This is a genomic window from Psychrobacter sp. PSP, assembly GCF_024085615.1.
GTDB classification, from domain to species: domain Bacteria; phylum Pseudomonadota; class Gammaproteobacteria; order Pseudomonadales; family Moraxellaceae; genus Psychrobacter; species Psychrobacter pacificensis.
Window position 1 is genome coordinate 343077 of record NZ_JABLTF010000015.1, and the last position, 18298, is coordinate 361374.

Annotated in this window: 19 protein-coding genes; 10 read left to right on the forward strand and 9 right to left on the reverse strand. The window is 45.9% G+C overall.

What is annotated here, in order from left to right; translation table 11 throughout:
• The first annotated feature begins 20 nt into the window (after positions 1-20).
• The 8 genes from hutG (at position 21) to HL061_RS05535 (ending at position 6791) form a co-directional block, all read left to right on the forward strand.
• Complete coding sequence (hutG, locus tag HL061_RS05500) at positions 21-1052, forward strand: formimidoylglutamase (protein ID WP_071003668.1); 1032 nt, start codon at positions 21-23, stop codon at positions 1050-1052.
• 62 nt (positions 1053-1114) lie between these two features.
• Complete coding sequence (gene hutI / locus HL061_RS05505; RefSeq protein WP_197496746.1) at positions 1115-2440, forward strand: imidazolonepropionase; 1326 nt, start codon at positions 1115-1117, stop codon at positions 2438-2440.
• A gap of 243 nt (positions 2441-2683) precedes the next feature.
• The gene (locus tag HL061_RS05510; RefSeq protein WP_071002172.1) at positions 2684-3046 is read left to right on the forward strand and encodes a roadblock/LC7 domain-containing protein; all 363 of its coding nucleotides are present in this window, start codon (positions 2684-2686) and stop codon (positions 3044-3046) included.
• An 83-nt stretch (positions 3047-3129) separates the two neighbouring features.
• The gene (locus HL061_RS05515; RefSeq protein ID WP_071002173.1) at positions 3130-3624 is read left to right on the forward strand and encodes a PAS domain-containing protein; all 495 of its coding nucleotides are present in this window, start codon (positions 3130-3132) and stop codon (positions 3622-3624) included.
• Between the two features lie 3 nt (positions 3625-3627).
• Positions 3628-4377, forward strand: a complete 750-nt coding sequence (locus tag HL061_RS05520) for a PhnD/SsuA/transferrin family substrate-binding protein (RefSeq protein WP_212564261.1) — start codon at positions 3628-3630, stop codon at positions 4375-4377.
• A 99-nt stretch (positions 4378-4476) separates the two neighbouring features.
• Positions 4477-5106 carry a hypothetical protein gene (locus tag HL061_RS05525; RefSeq protein ID WP_212564260.1) on the forward strand — a complete coding sequence of 210 codons (630 nt, stop codon included), beginning with the start codon at positions 4477-4479 and terminating at the stop codon, positions 5104-5106.
• A gap of 67 nt (positions 5107-5173) precedes the next feature.
• Positions 5174-5788 carry a hypothetical protein gene (locus HL061_RS05530; protein WP_186473855.1) on the forward strand — a complete coding sequence of 205 codons (615 nt, stop codon included), beginning with the start codon at positions 5174-5176 and terminating at the stop codon, positions 5786-5788.
• A 373-nt stretch (positions 5789-6161) separates the two neighbouring features.
• Positions 6162-6791: a histidine kinase gene (locus HL061_RS05535; RefSeq protein ID WP_212564259.1), complete on the forward strand. Its 630-nt coding sequence runs from the start codon at positions 6162-6164 to the stop codon at positions 6789-6791.
• Positions 6792-6844: 53 nt separating this feature from the next.
• On the opposite strand, the gene HL061_RS05540 is transcribed toward HL061_RS05535, so the two are convergent.
• From HL061_RS05540 to HL061_RS05575, 8 genes are all read right to left on the reverse strand, one after another.
• Entirely contained in the window at positions 6845-7414 is a 570-nt protein-coding gene (locus HL061_RS05540) for a GNAT family N-acetyltransferase (protein WP_071002177.1), read from the reverse strand.
• 16 nt (positions 7415-7430) lie between these two features.
• Positions 7431-8141, reverse strand: a complete 711-nt coding sequence (locus HL061_RS05545) for a nucleotidyltransferase family protein (protein ID WP_071002178.1) — start codon at positions 8139-8141, stop codon at positions 7431-7433.
• Positions 8138-9430 carry an XdhC/CoxI family protein gene (locus HL061_RS05550; RefSeq protein ID WP_071002179.1) on the reverse strand — a complete coding sequence of 431 codons (1293 nt, stop codon included), beginning with the start codon at positions 9428-9430 and terminating at the stop codon, positions 8138-8140. The genes HL061_RS05545 and HL061_RS05550 overlap by 4 nt, the downstream gene beginning before the upstream one ends.
• 124 nt (positions 9431-9554) lie before the next feature.
• Positions 9555-11978, reverse strand: coding sequence for a xanthine dehydrogenase family protein molybdopterin-binding subunit (locus HL061_RS05555; protein ID WP_252962606.1), 2424 nt, complete (start codon positions 11976-11978; stop codon positions 9555-9557).
• Positions 11979-11980: 2 nt separating this feature from the next.
• Complete coding sequence (locus tag HL061_RS05560) at positions 11981-12973, reverse strand: xanthine dehydrogenase family protein subunit M (RefSeq protein ID WP_240365993.1); 993 nt, start codon at positions 12971-12973, stop codon at positions 11981-11983.
• Positions 12970-13626, reverse strand: coding sequence for a 2Fe-2S iron-sulfur cluster-binding protein (locus HL061_RS05565; RefSeq protein WP_252962607.1), 657 nt, complete (start codon positions 13624-13626; stop codon positions 12970-12972). Before HL061_RS05565 ends, HL061_RS05560 begins: the two co-directional genes overlap by 4 nt.
• Before the next feature lie 507 nt (positions 13627-14133).
• A complete protein-coding gene (locus HL061_RS05570) occupies positions 14134-14277 on the reverse strand; it encodes a hypothetical protein (RefSeq protein WP_252962608.1) in 144 nt (47 codons plus the stop codon).
• Between the two features lie 57 nt (positions 14278-14334).
• Positions 14335-14685, reverse strand: a complete 351-nt coding sequence (locus tag HL061_RS05575) for a nitroreductase family protein (RefSeq protein ID WP_335725903.1) — start codon at positions 14683-14685, stop codon at positions 14335-14337.
• A gap of 460 nt (positions 14686-15145) precedes the next feature.
• Between HL061_RS05575 and HL061_RS05580 the strand changes: the two genes are divergently transcribed.
• Complete coding sequence (locus HL061_RS05580; protein WP_071002183.1) at positions 15146-15799, forward strand: DsbA family oxidoreductase; 654 nt, start codon at positions 15146-15148, stop codon at positions 15797-15799.
• 118 nt (positions 15800-15917) lie between these two features.
• Here HL061_RS05580 and HL061_RS05585 read toward each other — a convergent pair whose 3' ends face one another.
• Complete coding sequence (locus HL061_RS05585) at positions 15918-17042, reverse strand: S-(hydroxymethyl)glutathione dehydrogenase/class III alcohol dehydrogenase (protein ID WP_071002184.1); 1125 nt, start codon at positions 17040-17042, stop codon at positions 15918-15920.
• Positions 17043-17338: 296 nt separating this feature from the next.
• On the opposite strand from HL061_RS05585, the gene HL061_RS05590 reads away from it, so the two are divergent.
• The gene (locus HL061_RS05590) at positions 17339-18205 is read left to right on the forward strand and encodes a LysR family transcriptional regulator (protein WP_071002185.1); all 867 of its coding nucleotides are present in this window, start codon (positions 17339-17341) and stop codon (positions 18203-18205) included.
• Positions 18206-18298: the final 93 nt, after the last annotated feature.

Sequence of the window (18298 nt, forward strand, 5' to 3'; positions counted from 1 at the left end):
CCATGATGGCAGTCACAAACATGACCACACCCATTTGCCATACACCTGCTGATATGACTCAGTGGACAGGACGCGCAGAGCCGTTTGAGACTGCACGCGCCCGTTATTGGTATCAGCTTGCTCAGCCTTATGAGGCTCAACATATTGGGCTAATTGGCTTTGCCTGTGATCAAGGCGTCAGACGCAATCAAGGACGCGTGGGTGCTAGAGCTGCCCCGCCATTGATTCGTCGAGCTTTTGCTACGCTGCCAGTCATCGCTGATTTGCAACAACGCTTTGATAGTCAATTATCAACCTTATTGGGTGATGCTGGCGACATTCATTGTGATGACAATGATGGCTTTGCCGACAGTATTCTTGAGCAAGCTCAGATCAAATATGCCGATGCAGTGAGCACTATCGTCAAGCAAGGTGGATTACCCATCGGGCTTGGCGGTGGTCATGCCATTGCTTATGGTAGCTTTTTGGGATTATGGCAGGCCTTAGAAAAGGCAAACGATACAACTATCAGCACAAACACAGCGCCTACTATCGGGATTATTAATTTCGATGCCCATCTTGATATTCGTCAGTCTGATGTGGCGACTTCTGGTACACCGTTTCGCCAGATTGCCGAGCATCTTGACGCACACGATCAGCCCTTTCATTATTGCTGTATTGGCGTCAGTCGCTTTTCTAATACCGCCGCGCTCTTTGATCGCGCTGAGCAACTTGGCGTACAGGTTATTAGTGATGAAGACTGTCATTATAAGCCTTGGGACACCATTGCCGAGCAGGTCAAAAGCTTCATAGATCAGGTTGATATTATTTATCTCACTATTGATATGGACTGTCTCCCCTCTAGTATCGTTCCGGGTGTCAGTGCGCCTGCTGCTTTTGGTATTGAGCTTGGTTTTGTTGAGCGTATGGTCAAGCTGATTGTGTCATCAGGCAAAGTAAAAATGGCAGATATTGCTGAGATCAACCCAACCTTTGATGTGGATAGTCGTAGCTGCAAAGTCGCTGCTCGATTGCTGGCAACGATTGTAGAACAGCACTTACTTGTCACTTAGATCTTACAAGCAAAGGTCTTGCAAACAAAGATCGCTCGCCTCCCAATTATTAGGAGCATACTATGAATGAATCAGAAAATTTTAAAGAGCAGACGCTCGACGAATCTACTATGACATCGTTTGACCACCTTATTATCAATGCCAATATTGCGACGTTTTCAGCGCACTATGGTTTTAATCTTTATGAAAATTCAGATACTAATAACGTCCCATACGGTCAGCTAGAGAGCGCGGCTATCGGTATTAAAGACGGCAAGATTGCATGGATTGGGGCACAAGAGCAAATCACGACGCATCTGCCACATTATCACGAGAACCAAATCACAGACGCCGATGGCAAATGGCTAACGCCTGGGCTTATCGATTGTCATACGCACATTGTCTATGGTGGCAACCGCAGCAATGAATTCGAAGCGCGTTTGCAAGGGGCCAGTTACCAAGACATCGCAGCACAAGGCGGCGGTATTGTCGCAACCGTGAGTGCCACCCGCACGGCCAGTATTGAATCGCTATTTACCCAAAGTGAAAAGCGCCTACTTGCGCTGATGAAAGAAGGCGTCACCAGCATCGAAATCAAATCAGGTTATGGTCTTGACTTAGATACTGAGCGCAAAATGCTCACCGTCGCACGCCAGCTTGGCGAAAAATACGACATCCACGTCAGCACCACGTATCTTGCAGCGCACGCCTTACCACCTGAATATAAGTCCCATATGCAGGACCGTGCGGACGACTATATCGAGCAAGTCTGTGAGTGGCTACCAATCCTGCATGCAGAAGGCTTGGTTGATGCGGTCGATGGCTTTTGTGAAAACATTGCGTTTAGTAGCGATCAGATTAGACACGTTTTTGAGGTTGCACGCTCCTTAGACCTGCCGGTCAAACTACACGCTGAGCAGTTATCTGACATCGGCGGTAGCGCTTTAGTTGCCGAATACAAAGGGCTATCTAGCGACCATTTAGAACATTTATCAGAAACTGACATAGAGAAAATGGCTGCTAGCAACACGGTTGCGGTGATATTGCCCGGAGCGTTTTATACCTTGCGTGACACCAAGCTGCCACCGATTGAGGCACTTCGCAAGCATCAAGTTCCTATAGCGATTTCAACCGATTGCAACCCCGGTACATCACCTTTGACATCGCTGTTGTTGGCAATGAATATGGGCTGTACGCTGTTTTACCTCACGCCTGAAGAGGTATTGGCAGGATCAACCGTTTATGCAGCCAAGGCTTTGGGTCTATCTAATAAAGGCAAAATAGAAGTGGGCTGTGATGCTGATTTAGCACTATGGGACATCGCCCGCCCTGCTGATTTGGCCTATCAGATGGGACTGAACCCTATTGCAGGCACTATGTTTCAAGGTCAATGGCGTAATAAAGCTTAACGAATACGCCTTGATTTATCGTCACTAAAAAAGCCCCTATCATTGAATGATGGGGGCTTTTTGGTCGTTACATTGCAAGTTTTATGAAATAGCAGAAAAAACTTATCATAACCTTAGTTTAAATAGGGATTTACTATATCAATATTTTTAGTAAGGATTTATAATACCCTTTTTCAAACAGGGTTATTTTTGGCTAACTATAGTTCATAAATAAAAATTAACACACAGTATAGAGAAAGCGATATGCGTACAGATTCATTTCAACAGATATTGGAAGACTTAAACAGCTCATCAGCAGATGTTGAAGCATCTGCCCTAATCTCTAACGATGGTCTGATGATTGCCTCAGCTCTACCAACTGGCGTTGATGAAGATCGTGTGGGTGCGATGTCAGCAGCACTGCTATCATTAGGCGACCGTGCAGGCCGCGAATTGGCACGCGGTAGTATCGATCGCATCATGATTCAAGGCGAGATGGGCTACGTAATCATGACGTCATCAGGCGATGAAGCGGTACTCACTATCATGGCAAAACCCAATGCCAAGCTTGGTTTGATATTCTTGGACATCAAGCGCGCCTCAGAAGCCCTAGCAAAACTCATTTGATTGGTGGCTTTGGCTTTTTGACGAGTGCCCTATGTACTCGATTTTACTCATTATAAATATAACGACCAACGAAGGAGATGACCATGGGTTCTCCAATCCCTGATGCACACAAGCCTGACCTGCCTGCTGAGCAAATCACCCTGACCTATCATGATGGCACCTCTCGAACTGTCTATGATACAGGTGTAGAGCGTCCCTACCCAGATGGTAAGCTCATTGTCTCGCGTACCGATTTAGACGGTATTATCACTCACGTCAACGACGCCTTTGTTGAGATTAGTGGCTACCACGTCGATGAGCTCATCGGTCAACAGCACTATATTCTGCGTCATCCTGATATGCCAAAAGCGGCTTATCAAGACTTGTGGGACACAGCAAAAGCTGGAAAGAAGTGGCATGGCTATGTCAAAAATTTATGCAAAGACGGCAGTCACTACTGGGTATATGCCACGGTCGTGCCCAATGTTCGCCGCGGCGAAACTGTAGGATACACTTCAGTACGCCGTAAGCCATCACGCAGTAAAATCGAAGCGGCAATGGCTCAGTACGCCCAAATGAAACAAGATGAGGAAGGCTAAATCATGACGACACACAATATGTTAATCGCCCCTGATTTTTCGCCTGAGCGCTTTGCTGGCTGGCACATGTTCAATACGCTGATTCAAAAACGTGCCAACCTAAACATGCACCTCAATATCCCAGCCTCACATGCTGAGCAAGAGACCTTGATTGAGGCAGGTGTTATTCAAATTATCTACGCCAACCCTTTTGATGCCGCTGCCCTCATCCGTGAGCAAGGCTACCGTGCAGTTGCTCGTCCCATTGGCAAATCTGATGAGATGGTCATTGCCGCGGCGGCCAATAGCGACATCAATCACTTAGAAGATATCCATAAAGGCGCAACCGTTGCGATGGCAGACAATCGAGACGTCAAGCTGATCGGTTTGCGTTTGCTCGAAGCTGTCGATATAGAAGAATCTGACCTCAACTGGGATATCACTGAGACCTATCAAGCAGCTGCTCGCAAAGTCATCAAAGGCGATGCCCAAGCGGCGTTTTTCTTGGCGGAGATCTTTCACAGCTTCTCACGCTTGACCAAAGCTCAGCTCTCAGTATTGATTGAAAGTGATCTGGCAGACATAAGCCACGTCCTTCTCATCAAAGACGACTTTCCAGATGCGCAAATTTTTATAGAAGCCATCCTGGATTTGCATAGCGATGATGATGGAAAAGAAGCCTTAACTGAGCTTGGTATGCCTGAAGGGTTTGAGGCAATGAGTGAAGAGGATGCTGAATTTATGATTGATTTGATGCAGACATTGCTGGATTGATGACTCATTGACACTCATATTATCAGAGGTTGTTTTGCTGAATGAGCTCATAGCCTGAGGCACTGGTTGTCGTCACGGCTATGACACAAGGAGACCATTATGTCTGACTCAGACCTGATCAAAGAAAACGAGAAAGTGGCGCACCGAGTCTTTCGGTTTTATTCACGCAAAGTGTTTTTGGCACCCAACAACCGTCACTTTCATGAGCAGCGCATCAACGCCGCCTTATTACTCACCGAAAAAGAACCCCTACAGGGCGCGGTAGCAGATTTTTTCTATGGGTGCTGGTTTGACATTCCATACGATGTCAATAATTTGTTTACGCGTATCAAAGACCGTTTGACCCCTGAGGCCAAGCAAGGGTTTCGCGATTGTATTGATAAAAAAAGCTATATTCAGCGCAACAGTATGCTCGCCACTCGCTGGAGCGTTTTGGTATCACCGTCGCTCAATGAGCAAAAACAACGCTTGCGTATCAGTAGTGATGACGCCAGAGAGATCGCAAGAGACATCACCGCTGAGCTGCTGCAAGCACGTGCTAGCCAAGACTGGGGCACGCTTGAGCAAATTGAAAATGAGTTTTTTGCCTATTGTACTGTGCGTAATGATCGTCTGGCATTTTCCTTAGTATGGTTTAGCTTGGGCAAAAGTGATTGGCAATTTGATCAACGCTGGGATAACTGCCAACAGCATTTGGATCAGACCATCAAGCCTACCACGCCACCATAAACTGTCATGCGTTTATAACTTAACTTCTATCACTTTTTACCACTTTTTCATCGCTAAGGTAGCCGCTATGTCTTCTTATTTGAATGCCGATAAGACCTATCTAACATTAACGCCTGCTGGTATTTTTGAGGCGTTTTCACAGAATGAGCCGACTGACGAGCAGTTGGCGCTACAAGATTTATTGTCTTATGGGCAGACACTACTCGCCGCTGATTGGTTACAGCGTTATTCTGATATATGGCTACAAAGCTTTATAGAACACGGCTGGATCGAAAAACTGTCTTTGCTTTTGCCAGCGCCCAATCTACCATTGGATCAGTTTTTGCCTTACGTAGTCGCGAGCTTATCTGGCAAACGCCGTGCCGCGATTGGCTCTGATGAAGGGTTTTGTCTGGCTCGGATTGGTTATAGTCAAGAAGAAGCGGACATGCTCAGTGTTGCCGCCGCTGACTTTTCCGGCTTTATGCTGCGCCAAAAGCAGCGCGGCTGGGCAGTAGAAAGCCAAGCGATCTCGTTTTTTCAGCAAGTTGACTTGCTCATACCTGAAACCAGCTTTGTGTTTTTATGGATCGATGGCGCAGGTTATGTACTCATCATCGATGGCGAACCCTTAACCAACAGTCGCGCCTTTGTAGAGCTGGTCTGGGCGCTCAAGACCTCTGGACTCAAATTTCTAAATTGATTCAGCAGCACACGCCAGCCTTAATCCTCTCTTGTATGGGCTTGTCAAAATAAACGACAAGCCTATCATGCCAGCATAAAAGCCATTCAACATCTCTCATACGCTTCTTTTACCGTCCGCTTTCACCAGCCCTTTTATCCAGCAATAACAATACCTTCAGAATTAACAATAACTTGTCATCATTTAGGTCATACTCTTTTTGCACCTTTAAGAGTACTGTTTTGACAACATGTGTTTTTGTCAAATAACAACCTCTACCAAATCACAGTCAATACTATATCCAAGATGCACGCCCACCTTTGTATGCCCTACCTCACCGAAAGCGGCAATCTTTGCCAACCTTTGCACTTTTGCTTGTTTTTTAGGACAGTTTATGACTTCGCTGACCACTGTGCGCGTGCACTATCAAACGATCGAAATTGGCAACACCGACGTTTGCACCCTGCGTGACAATCAGCAATTTAGCGATCCTGATGATGAGGCATTAAACTTGGGCATTTGCTCTGCTTCTTGGCCGATGTTTGAGGTGATATGGCCATCAAGCTTGGTGCTGGCCAATCACATGCTTGATTACGATATTAAGGACAAACGAATTTTGGAGGTGGGCTGCGGCATGGCGCTATCGAGTCTATTGCTCAATCATAGACAAGCAGACATCACAGCGACCGACTATCATCCGACCGTTGAGTATTTCCTTGATAGAAATACCACGCTAAATAATAACAGAGGCATCAATTTTGAGCGTTTAGACTGGTCAGAGGATAACAGCCATCTTGGTAGGTTTGATATCATTATCGGCAGTGACTTGCTCTACGTAGACCAACATATTGGGATATTGGCTGGGTTTATCGAACGTCATGCGCTGCCAACCTGTGAAGTCATCGTCGTTGACCCTGGACGCGGGCGTAAAAACAAGCTAACCAATAAGATGATTGAGTTTGGCTTTAGCAGTCAGCACGTCAAACCTCAAAACACCGCTTATCTAGCGTTGCCGTTTGTTTAAGGGGGCATATTTTGACGCTTTCAAGATCGGCCGTATGATATAAATAGAGTCCGTTATACTATAAGGGCTTGCCACTGCTGACGCGTGATTTTATATAGAACATGCTCAGCCAGTCGATGATCAGCATCGAGCATCGGATGAGAGAAGTTGTCCTGCGTATCAGTCATACCAAGACGCTGCATAAGCTTTTGCGAGCGCTGATTGATGACCGCCGTAAATGACACCACGTCCTCAAGTGCCAGCTCGGTAAACGCAAAATCCAGCGCTGCACGCGCCGCCTCGGTGGCATAGCCTAGCCCCCAATAATCCTTGTGCAAACGCCAACCAATCTCGACAGCAGGGGCAAAGGGCATATCAGCATGCGCGTTATTTAACCCAACCATACCGATAAAGTCATCACTTTTATCTGCGCCATCTTTACGAGCCACCACCCAAAATCCCCAGCCATGCTCTTCAATTAATTTTTGACACTTATTGGCAATGGTATTACTCAATGCAGGGGTTAATAGTTTAGGAAAATATGCCATCACTTTAGGATCAGCATTCATCTCGGCAAACCGCGCACGATCACTTGCTTGCCACTGTCTTAGGTAGAGACGCTTGGTTGCTATCATGCTTGTCATGTCAGTCGCTTACTATTCATATTCGTTCAGAGTGCTGATCAAGCCAGCCTTTTTTTTGAGCAAACGCTAGCTGTGCTGGTGTATCGATATCATAACTGAGCTGCTTATTGATCACTGTATGTATTTGGCTTGGCGGTAATGCTCTGATTAAATGACGCAAGCCTTTATCACCTGTCAATTCAGTTTGCCATTGTCTGAGTAAACCTGTATCAATCACTAGCGGTAAGCCGATGATATTTTTTTGCTCTGTAGCGCTTAATTCATCTGAATACGTCCAGCTATGATAACTGCTGGCTACCACAGACTGTTCACCAGCCAGCAAAGCCATTAAATGCGACTGATCTAATAGAACCTGATCAACCCCTATGATAAGCACGCGCTCGATTGACGAATTTCCAAGACTCGCAATACTCTCAATACCCAAACGCAAACTGTCCGCCATACCAGTTTCAGGTTTTGGGTTTACTACCGCTTGAACCGCTGGATATTGCACAGCCAACTCTGTAACTACACTAGCAACTGCAGGATGCTTATCAGGAATCACAACGATAACGGCTTGCGGATTGGTGCTCACTGCCGATCGGATCATGTGCACGATTAATAGCTCGCCATTCTTAACGAGCAGCTGCTTAGGTTGGCCAAGGCGCTGACTGAGGCCACTTGCCAATATGATGACCGCATGATTTTGCACCTGTCTGTCCTTGTCTTCTAAGACGATACTACTCATACGGTACTCGGCACAATATCAGCATCCGTATTACCAACGCTTGCTTCTGAATTCGAGACCCTACTGTAGGAGCCTTCTACTGATGCAGTTTGATCGTGCATGACTGCATTTATCTGTGCCATGATACCCAGTGCGAGTGCCTCTGGACCATCTCCTCCTAGCTTATAGCCAATCGGATAATGCAGTTTTTGAACGCCAGTATCCAAGATAGCAGGATGATCCATGTTAGCGCTTATCTCATTGATTAAGCGTTCGGTACGATAGCGCGGCCCTAACTGTCCTAAGTATCTATAGTTTTGCGCATGTGCTAGCAATATCGCCAAGCGAGCGCGGTCTTGGGTCAGACTATGTGACATAAGAGCGACCGCTGCGTTATTACTCAGCTTTAGCAGGGTATCACTATCCTCTAAAGATAATGACATCACTGCATCTGCCTGAGGAAAGCGCATACGAGTCGCATATTGCGCGCGACTGTCTATGACCGTGACATGCCAATCTTGTAGCTTGGCCATGGTCACCAATGGCATCACATCATTACCTGCCCCGCAAACGAGCAGGCGCACTTGTGGTTGCAGGCGTTGTACGAGCCACTCGGTGGTTGCCTCGTCCGTTTTTATGGTCACGTATTCAGTATTGCTCTCAGACAGCTCGTACTCTGCTAACTTTTCTACAATATCGGCAATTATATTCGAAGGGTTTATTATCTCTTGTTCTAGTGAATTTTCCGAATTGTGATATTCGTCTAGATTGATACGCAGGCCAACTTGCAACTCGGTATTCTGACAACCGTTGTTGCGAATCAAAGTAGCGACCATAACTGGCTGCTGATGACGTCGCACCTGACGAACTGACTCTAAAAATGGTGCGGCTGTTGCCAGACGCTCAAACAGCACATGCACACGTCCATTACAGCCAAGCCCAAAATTCAACTCATCAAAGTCCATGTCATCTAGGCCATCCAAGTCGTCTAGATCGTCTGTATCGCCAGCTTCTTTGTTGATCGCTACCTGCGCTTGACCATTATCAGCGTACTCAATGTCATCACCTGTCTGATAAACCTGCACATTGGCACCGTCACGCGTGAGCCAAAAGGCACGTTTGATGATGTGAGGCTCCAAGCAGCCACCGCTGATCATTCCGACCGAACGACCATCTTCACAGATGAGCATCATGGCACCAGCGCGGCGATACGCTGAGCCTTCTGTATGAACGACAGTGGCCAATACAGCATCAACACCTTGCTGCTGAGCCTCGCTTGCCAGCTTCAGAATGTCAGCGACTTGATTCATAATGCCTCTTATTTAATAATTGTTTTTTGTTAGTGAATTTTTTGCTAGTAATAAAATATACTACCGACTCAGTTACAAAAACCCGCTCAGTAAGCGGGTTCTTGTCATACATAAGCTGATAAAACTACTCTGGCATCTCATAAAGCAGCTTGTCGAGGGTAATCGGGAAGTCATAAACACGCACACCGACCGCATTATAGATAGCATTGGCAATCGCGGCAGCAGCACCTGAAATAGCCGTCTCACCGATACCTTTGATGTGCATTGGATTGGTATAAGGATCATCTTCTTCTACCAATATGACATCTAACTGCGGTACGTCCGCATTAACTGGCACATGATACTCGGCAAGGTCATGGTTACAGAGACGACCGTCACGTTTGTCATGAATCACTTGTTCCATCAACGCTGAGCCAATACCGAACACCATACCGCCATAGCATTGCGACGTTGCAGTTTTGTGGTTCAAAATACGACCAGCGGCAAATGCACCTGTCATACGTCTCACCCGAATCTCACCAGTGACTTTATGAACCGCCACTTCAGCGAAGTTCGCACCAAAAGAGGCTTGGCGATGGCTCTTACCGTTCTTACCCGGTTTTATCTGGCCTTTGGCAGTGATTTTTTGCTCGTCATAGTCAGCGACCACATCCGCAAGCGCATAAGACTCTGTATTATCAAAATCATACTTTTGTGATGCTGACTGTCCTGATAGTGAAAGCCCTGTGGTTTGCGATAGCTTATCAATAGTGCTGTCAGCAAATGATTGGCCGCTCTTTTTGGCAGCTTCCATTGCCGTTAAAGCATGCTCGCCTGTTTTCTTGATTTGACCATTGTCTAACTGAATGTTGTCAGGATACAGACCAACTTTTTCTGCTAGCATTTCACGCAGCTGCTCACAAGCAAGATAGACACCACTACCCCCACTCGCAGCACCCCAACTGCCACCTGAGCCTGATGCTGGTGGCGATGCAGTGTCACCTAGTTTCATCTCAACATGGTCGATAGGCAGTCCTAACAGGTCTGCCGCTACCTGAGAAAACACCGTATAAGACCCTGTACCGATGTCTGTCATGTCTGTCTCGATAACTGCTTTGATACCAAGTGCTTTTGACTCATCTACCTGTAGGGTTGCACGTGCTTCAGATGGCTGTAGTTGGTTACCACGGGCAGCAGCCGCCATGCCTGTACCTATCCACCAGTCACCTTCTAATTGACTGGCAGGCTTGGCGTTTCGCTCACTCCAACCAAAATGCTCAGCACCTTGTTCCATACAGGCAATCAATTGGCGCGTCGAGAAAGGAATATCTTTACTCGGATCTTGCTCTGGCTCATTACGACGGCGTAGTTCAACCGGATCAATATCCAACTGTGTGGCAAGCTCATCCATGGCACATTCAAGCGCGATCATACCTACCGCTTCGCCAGGCGCACGCATAGAACCTGACAACACTTGGTTCATGTCTACCATCTCATAATTCACACGGCGGTTTTTGCCCCTATATAGATGGTGCGTAGATAGAGCAGTTGGCTCAAAGAAAGCCTCACCTGGCAAATTACTAGAGATCGTATCGTGTATCAATGTATCGATCACGCCGTCATTGTTCGCGCCGATTGCGATACGCTGACGCGTGTTTGAGCGTCTGACCGTTGTTTCCATCACTTGTGAACGCGTCATAGTGATTAATACAGGACGACCCAGATCTTTCGCAGCAATCGCCGCTGCAATAGATTCAGGAGCAATACCGAGCTTACTACCGAACCCACCACCGACATAGTGTGCGATCAGTTGTACTTGATCTTCATTTAGGTCCAGAGCATCCATGACTTGCTGTTTGCAAGAAGCGAGCATCTGATTGGAAGTATACAGAACGAGCTTATCGCCTTCCCAATGAGCCAACGTTGCATGGGGCTCCATTGGAGAGTTGCTTTGACTTGGGGTATGATAAAAGCGATCAACGGTCACTGCCGCATCAGCTAAGCCTTGGTCTGGATCGCCTTGGACATTATTTTTATCAGAGCCTTTTTTTTCATCTACCGCATGGGCGTTAGAGAGCTCTTGAGTAAAGTTCAGTGCCGCTTGGTCAGTCTCATCCTTATAAGTCACTTTCAGCGCTTTAGCGCCTTCTCTTGCCGCCTCAAAAGTCTCAGCAACCACGACAGCAATAGGCTGACCATGATAAAAAATCTCGCTAACCCCTTGCTTGGGTGCTTTAGTTTTTGTCCCTTGTTGAGAGTTACGCAAAAAGTGCTCAGGATCGGTCACGACTTTAATAATATTAGGAATGCCTTTTAGAGAGTCACTATCGATACTCTCAACTTGACCTTTCGCAATGGTCGCGCCTACCAATACACCATAGGCTTGATTGTCCAAGTGTATTTCGGCACTGTATTTCGCTTGACCGCTAACCTTTAGGGAACCATCAACACGGTTGATTGGCTTACCAACTAGCTTGCTTGCTGTTGTGCTAAATAGCGTTTCAACAGGCTCATCCATGGTCAGTTTTTTGGTTGGTTCTGACTGGGTGATTGATTCTAATAGTGCCATGATTATGCTCCCTCGCCCGCTAATGCGCGCTGAATAACTTGTTTTAGTAGGCGACGCGTCAATGGTATTTTAAAGTCGTTCTGACCATTACCTTTGGCATCCTGCAATAATAGATCAGCGGCCTGCGTGATAACGTCGCTATTGCCATCGGTATCCGTTAATAGTGCCTCAACCTCTTCATTACGCCATGGCTTGGTACCGATGCCGCCGAACGCCAATCGTACTGTCTTTAGGTTGCCATTGTCGTCAGCATCGACGACTGCGGCACAAGATACCAGTGCAAAGGCGTAAGAAGCGCGATCGCGCACTTTGTCATAGGTATGCATGCCCTTAATAGGGGCAGGTAATACAACATGAGTAATCAGCTCGCCTGCTTCTAGCACATTTTCGATATGCGGCGTGTCTTTCGGCAAACAATAAAAATCTTTGACATCGATAGCGCGAGTCGAGCCATCTGCTTTAACTGTCTCTATCGTGGCATCCAGTAAGCGCATTGCCACTGCCATATCGGATGGGTGCTGAGCAATACATGAATCACTGGTACCTAAGACAGCTAGGGTACGGTTCTCCCCGTTGATAGCAGGACATCCTGTGCCCGGTTCACGTTTATTACAAGCGCTGTCTGTTTGATAAAAATAATAGCAACGAGTACGCTGCAAAAAGTTGCCGCCCGTTGTCGCTCTGTTACGTAGCTGACCAGTCGCTCCTGCCAAGATAGCTCGGGACAATACCGGATAGTTTGCAATCACCTCAGGATGCGCGGCCAAATCGCTATTGGTCACAAGCGTACCAATACGTAAACCACCATCGGCAGTCGTTTCCACTTGCTCTAATTCTAAACGAGTGATATCGACCAGTTTGATTGGGGTTTCGATCTCTAGTTTCATGAGATCTAATAAGTTAGTACCACCTGCAATAAAAGAAGCGTCTTTGCTGCTAGCAGAGGTTGCGGCTTGCTTAGGTGCATCAGCGCGGCTATATTCAAAACGTTTCATGAGTGGTCTCCTGCCTTGCCTGTTATTGTTTTGTTATTCGCTGATGCTTTATGGAACTGAGTCTCGCTTGACGGCGGTGACCAAATACCTGTTACGCTTGAGTTTTGCGCAGCGTTGTCAACTGTTTTAGAAGTAGACGCTGATGCTTCATTCTCAAGCACTTGTGAGATGGCTTTGATGATATTGGGATAAGCGGAGCAGCGACAGACATTACCACTCATGCGCTCAGCGATTTCTTGTACTAGAAGGCTATCAGGATGTTGTAAGTCTGTGCTCACATGGCTTGGCCAATTTTGTTTTACTTCTTCTATTAAGGCAGTCGCTGAACAAATTTGACCTGGGGTGCAATATCCGCACTGAAAGGCATCGTTATCTTTAAAGGCTTGTTGCAGCGCCGATAGTGAGTCCGGCATACCGATGCCTTCGATGGTCGTAATCTCATCACCATCATGCATGATAGCAAGTGTGAGACAAGAGTTGACTCGGCGACCATTGATGAGCATGGTACAAGCGCCGCATTGGCCGTGGTCGCAGCCTTTTTTGGGTCCAGTAATTTGTAAATGTTGACGACAGACGTCGAGCAGTGTCGTACGGGCGTCAAGATTCTCGAGCTGATAATCCTGCTTATTAATTGTTAACGTCAAGGTAGACATGCTGGCTTCTCGCTGGCAGATGAATATAATGGGTGAAAAAAGCGCCTTATAGCTACATAGCTACATAGCTACATAGCTACATAGCTACATAGCTACGGCGGCAATAAATCCATTATTGCGTACCAAAAAACTTGTTTTGTTTTTATTTTGTAGTTATTACAGTGTAGTTTTTAATCTGAGACAGTACCTGAAAGTGTGTACTACCAATCGCTTTAATCTAACTGATAATCATTTACCTCAATTAGCCTAACCATCCGCTGCTAGCTAGTATTAATTGGTTTTAATTTATCAGCACTCAAATTCAGGCCATATGATTTAGCAATATATTATGCGAAGTGGGCAATCTATTTTTTAGAAAAAGGTAGTATATTAAATAGTCTTCAATAAAGAAAAGCCCCACAAACGAAAGCTTATAGGACTATTATGAGGCTACTTTAGAATAATCATTTCAAATCAAACACCTAAAACTAGGCTTTAGTGATGATTGTTTTTTCGTCAAATCGAGACTTAGGCATCAGCATTAAAATCATCTTCACTACGATAGCCAAGCGATATCACGGCAACAGCGGTATAGCCCTTACTACGTAACTCAAACTCTTCATCAAGTGCTTTTAAATCTGCGCCTTCCATCGGCACAGTATCAATACTCAAAGTAGCAGCGCCTAGGAGCAACAAAGCGCCCATATTGAGATACAACTGCTCTATCAACTAATGCGCCTCGTCTTTTTGCTCGTAACGACGAATGTCCAAGAATATTTTGCGCGTTTGATGCATTTGCTCTTTGAGTTTTGGTTCTGCAAAGCGACCATCGGCATCTTCTTTGTCGAGCAAGCCTTCTAAAAACTCGTCATCGGCATAGACACGACTACAGAATACAATGACATGCGAGGCATCTTTTACTTTGGCATCATTGAATTCATACATGCCCTCAGTGCCTTTTGCAATTCGAGCTTTACCCGCTTCATCATCAGCAATCACAAAATGCCAAGGTTGAATATTGGTGCTCGACGGACTGAGACGTAAGATATTTTTTAGACTCTGAAAGTCTTCTGCTGATATTTTTTGTTGGTGTCAAAGTCTTTGGTGCTGTAACGCCATTTCATTGCTTCAGTAATATTTTTCATATATGACACCATAGTGAGTGTTAAGTTCTTATTGTTTATTGAATTATTATTAGCGTTATTTATAAATAATCATCGCTAATTTCAATGGAGCAACTTTAAATAAAACCTGTTTTGTGACCACGGCAGATTGGTTAAGTAGTCATGGGTTTTGTTATCAGTGCGTCAGTTGTTAGACCGTTTTTGCAAAAATTTCGGCTATCCTACTGATAATAGTTACAATTGAGCTACCTAAGTGATAACGCAGACTGTGCAGACTACATTGTAATCGCTCCCTCATTCTCTTAATATTGACTGAGTGATATTATCCAAAGCTGATTCAACCAAGTCGCTTTGGCTGATATGTCTAGCTATAAAATACCGTCATAAAAAATAAACAATAATGCCTGCGAGGATATATGAGCACATCAGAAAAACCACTCCGAATAGACATCGTCTCAGACGTTGTATGCCCTTGGTGCGTCATCGGCTATCGCCAACTGGCAGCAGCACTTGAGCAAACCAATACCGCACACACCATTCATTGGCATCCGTTTGAGTTAAACCCCAATATGCCAAGCGAGGGACAAAACTTGCGTGAGCACATTATCGAAAAGTATGGCTCGACTAAAGAAGAGTCAGATGCTAGCCGAGTCAGAATGACTGAAGCTGGACAGGAAGTTGGCTTTGAATTTAATTTCAATGATGACACTCGCATGCACAATACATTTAATCTGCATCAGCTGCTGCATTTTGCAGACCAGCAAGGATATATGCATGAGTTAAAACAAGCGTTATTTGCGGCACATTTTACCGATAACAGAAACATCTCCGATATCAATGTGCTTGCTGACATTGCAGCTGAGACTGGACTGGATCGTAGTGAGGCACTGGCAGTGCTAGAGGGTCAGTTCTTTGCAAAAGAAGTGCGAGCAGAAGAACAGCATTGGCAGCAGCAAGGCATTCAAAGTGTGCCGGCGATTATCTTCAACGAGCGTCATTTGGTCAGCGGTGCGCAAGGGGTTGAAAATTACGTCAGCATATTAGAACAATTGGCGAATATGACTAACTAAACCGTCTGTTATTGTAAAAAATAAAATAAAAAAAGCTGCTTTAAAATTGAAGCAGCTTTTTTATTGTAGCGTCATCAGGTTAAAACTGTGATTTTGATATTACTGTCAGTAACGACGCTTAGAAATTGACAACCGTACGAATGCTCTCGCCTTTGTGCATTAAGTCAAACGCTTCGTTCACGTCTTCTATTGGCATCGTGTGGGTGATAAAGTCTTGTAAAGGAATCTCACCTGCCAGATAGCGCTCGACATAACCTGGTAGCTCCGTACGGCCTTTTACACCACCAAATGCTGAACCTTTCCAGACGCGACCCGTCACTAACTGGAATGGACGAGTTGAGATTTCTTGTCCAGCACCAGCGACACCGATGATGACTGACTCGCCCCAACCTTTGTGGCAGCACTCTAGCGCTGAACGCATGACGTCAACGTTACCGATACATTCAAACGAATAATCCACACCGCCATCGGTTAGCTCAACAATAACTTCTTGAATCGGTTTGTCGTAGTCTTTTGGATTGATGCAATCGGTTGCACCTAGTTTTTTAGCCAACTCAAACTTGCTCTCGTTAATATCAATCACAATGATACGTTGGGCTTTTGCCATCGCAGCGCCAATCACTGCTGACAGGCCGATACCGCCTAGACCAAAGATGGCAACGGTAGCGCCCTCTTCGACTTTAGCCGTATTCATGACCGCACCCATGCCTGTGGTAACACCGCAACCAAGCAAACAAACTTCTTCTAGTGGGGCCTCTTTATTGACTTTAGCCAAAGAAATCTCTGGTAAAACCGTGTACTCAGAAAACGTTGAGCAACCCATATAGTGATAGATAGGCTCGCCGTCTTTGTAAAAACGTGTCGTGCCATCTGGCATCAAGCCTTTACCTTGCGTCTCGCGTACTGCTGAGCAAAGATTGGTTTTGCCTGAGCGGCACATTTTACAAACGCCGCACTCTGCCGTGTATAACGGAATGACATGATCACCGACCTGAACGCTGGTTACGCCTTCGCCGACTTGCTCAACGATACCGCCACCTTCATGACCCAAAATCGCTGGGAATACGCCTTCTGGGTCTTCACCAGATAAGGTAAACGCATCTGTGTGACAGACACCACTGGCCACGATTTTTACCAGTACTTCGCCTTTACGTGGTAGCATGACGTCTACTTCTTCGATAGACAATGGCTGCTTTGGGCCCCAAGCGACGGCGGCTTTTGATTTGATAAATTTATCTGACATAGGAATCTCTCTTTTTGATTGTTATTGATGGACTGTAACGTAGCGTAAACTTAAAACGTCATTCACGCCCAATCATTATTTTTGTTCAATAAGGCTATCTGCTCGTTTTAATCGTCACGATTTCTGTGACTAAAACAGATAAAGACAGACTGAGCTTATCTTGCCTGCCCTATATAGGCAAGCATCGATGACAGTAAAACACCGTCTATTTACATTGATACTAACCATTATATTTATTTCTGAGAAGATAACAATATGCTATATTTGCAAATATCTTTTACATATTGGTAATAATCATGCGCTGGGAAGGGATTAGTGAGTTTGTCTGTGTGGCAGAGTACGGGAGCTTTACGCGCGCTGCAAAAGCGCTTGGTATCTCGACTGCGCAAGTCAGCCGTCAGATTAGTGCGTTAGAGCAGCGACTGAAGATCAAGCTGCTATATCGTACAACGCGTAAAGTCTCACTCACCGAAGAGGGCCGCGTGTTTTATCAGCATTGCCGCAGTGTGCTCGATGGTTTGAACGCGGCTGAGCAAGCGGTGAGCAATTTGCAATCAAAACCTCAAGGCAGAATCAAACTGACTGCGCCTGTGACTTATGGCGAGCAACAATTGCTGCCCTTAATCAATGATTTTATGGTGCAATATCGGGACATTGAGGTAACCGCTTTTTTGAGTAACCAAAAAATTGATTTAATCGAGGGTGGCTACGATTTGGCCATTCGTATTGGTAAGTTGCGCGACTCTACGATGATGGCAAAAAAGCTTAGCCTGCGCACCAATTTTGTCTGTGCGACACCAGCTTATCTCAATCAATACGGGGTACCGCGCACGCTTGACGATCTCAGCCAGCACAACTGCTTACTAGGTACACGCGACTATTGGCATTTTGTCGAAAAAGGCATAGAAAAAAACCTGCGCGTCTCTGGTTCCATACAGTACAACAGCGGCTATAGTCTGGTTGATGCGGCGCTAAAAGGGCTGGGTATCGTACAACTGCCCGATTACTACGTACAAAAACATCTGGCATCGGGTGCGTTGGTGAGCGTACTCGACAACTATAGAGAACCCAAAGAAAGCATTTGGGCCATCTACCCACACAACCGTCAACTATCGCCAAAAATCAGACTACTGGTCGACTATTTGGCAGAGCGCTTGGTGTAACGATCGATTGGAATATATTGCCATCCCCTGCCTGATGACGCACAATGGATATTCGCCATGACTCACTAATGAATCGCTCAAGGATATCGCCAT